Raw genomic sequence first — 1894 nt, 5'->3', positions numbered from 1 at the left:
AAAAAATCATCCGGAAATAGGTCTTTTGTTTCCATAAATATGTAAATATTAAATGTATAAAAAAAATTCTGCTCGATTTTAACCCAAGCAGAATTTTATACTTACACAGTTTTTGGTACAGTGTCTTGCAAAACATAATCTAACTCATGAAATACATCAATTATTTTCTATTATTTTTATCTACAATCATTAGTATTTTTCTGTTTTTTGTAAGCGCTAATCAAATTGAAGTTGTTCCGAATAAAAATGAAGGTTATAAAGGTGAACAAATTATGCTCATTGAAAAATCGAACGATATACAGTTTGTGAAAAATATAGCTGAAACTTCGGTAGATAAATATGATGGAATGTACAATCAATTATCTGATTTTGCAGCAAAAATGAATACGTGGATTATTTTATTATTTATTCTTCAACTTGCTATGGGCGTACTTTTCTTTCTACAATTTCGAAAAAATAAAAAATCTCAAGTCAACACAAGATTAACTTGAGATTATATTGACTTAAACTATCACAAAAAATAAGTCATTCTACCTAAAAAAATATCTATTCCTCAATTAATTCAGCTGAAAAACCAACTTCCTCAATTGTATCAATAATTTCTTCGTCTGTTGCTTGATTAATTTTTACAGACAAAACTTTGTCTGGATTATCAGTATCAACTTCCCAAGCTTCTAAACCATCTAACTTATCTAAAAAAGGTTTCACTTTGCTCACGCAACCACTACAATTTATATTTGTTTTGAATTTTAATTCTTTTGTTTCCATAACTCTTTGATTTTTGTCTTACAAATTTCGATAGAATTGTTCCAAAACCATTTACAAGATTTCGCTAAATAGTTATATGATTTCTATACTTATTAATCGTTTTGAGCTACTTTTGCATTCAAACAAAACAATTTTCAATTTCTTTTACAAATGAGTCAACAAAATGACCAAAATATTATCTTAGCTATCGACGAAAAACCGAAGTTAGGACAAGGTATATTATTAAGTATACAGCATCTTTTTGCAATGTTTGGTGCAACAGTTTTAGTTCCTGCTTTGACAGGAATGTCTCCAGCAATTGCATTAATTTCGAGCGGAATCGGAACTTTAGTTTTCATCTTAATTACGCGAGGAAAAGTCCCTTCTTACCTTGGTTCTTCATTTGCTTTTATCAATCCAATTATCGCAATGAAAGCTTTAGAAGCAAACCCAGAAAGTGGAATTGCGACAGGAAGTTTCTTGGTTGGTAGTTTTTTAGTTGGAGTTACCTATTCATTGGTCGCACTCTTTATAGCAACGGCTGGAACAAAATGGTTAATGAAACTTTTACCTCCTATTGTTGTTGGTCCAGTAATTATGGTAATTGGTCTTGGATTAGCTTCTACAGCAATCAAAATGGTAACGAATAATCCTTCTGGTGAATATGATTTAACCTATGTTACAATTGGTTTTGTTACCTTAATTATCACGATAATTACAGCAATTTTCAGTAAAGGTTTTTTGAGTGTAATTCCAGTTTTGGTCGGAATTATTGGTGGATATCTTTTTGCAATTACAATGGGAGTTGTCGACCTAAATCCTGTTATAGAAGCTAAATGGTTTATGATTCCAGATTTTACCATTCCTTTTGTAGATTACACACCAACTTTGTCTTGGTATGTTATTTTCTTAATGATTCCGGTTGCAATTGTACCAATCGCAGAACATATCGGGCATCAATTAGTTTTGAGTAAAGTCGTGAACAAAGACTTAATCGAAGATCCAGGTCTTGATAAATCGATGTTGAACTAAACCTCCAGTAGCTTTCGCTGCGATGATTTCGTACCTTAGTATATTAATATTAAACAATTGATACTATGGTAACTAAAAAAAATCTCCGGAGGAATTAAGAGCGAACAAATACATT

2 protein-coding genes and 1 pseudogene are annotated in these 1894 nt (G+C 30.9%); 2 read left to right on the top strand and 1 reads right to left on the bottom strand.

The genetic code is table 11. The annotated features are described in order from the left end of the window. Positions 1–146 precede the first annotated feature (146 nt). Positions 147–491: a hypothetical protein gene (locus G0Q09_RS14830; RefSeq protein WP_115000272.1), complete on the top strand. Its 345-nt coding sequence runs from the start codon at positions 147–149 to the stop codon at positions 489–491. Between the two features lie 55 nt (positions 492–546). On the opposite strand, the gene G0Q09_RS14825 is transcribed toward G0Q09_RS14830, so the two are convergent. Beyond that, a complete protein-coding gene (locus G0Q09_RS14825; RefSeq protein WP_038335762.1) occupies positions 547–768 on the bottom strand; it encodes a heavy-metal-associated domain-containing protein in 222 nt (73 codons plus the stop codon). A 150-nt stretch (positions 769–918) separates the two neighbouring features. Here G0Q09_RS14825 and G0Q09_RS14820 point away from each other — a divergent pair. After that, positions 919–1773, top strand: a pseudogene (locus G0Q09_RS14820) (solute carrier family 23 protein); the annotation flags it as partial. Between the last annotated feature and the right edge of the window lie 121 nt (positions 1774–1894).

The organism is Empedobacter falsenii (genome assembly GCF_019308355.1).
GTDB lineage: Bacteria > Bacteroidota > Bacteroidia > Flavobacteriales > Weeksellaceae > Empedobacter > Empedobacter falsenii_B.
This window is presented reverse-complemented; position numbering and strand designations above follow the sequence as displayed.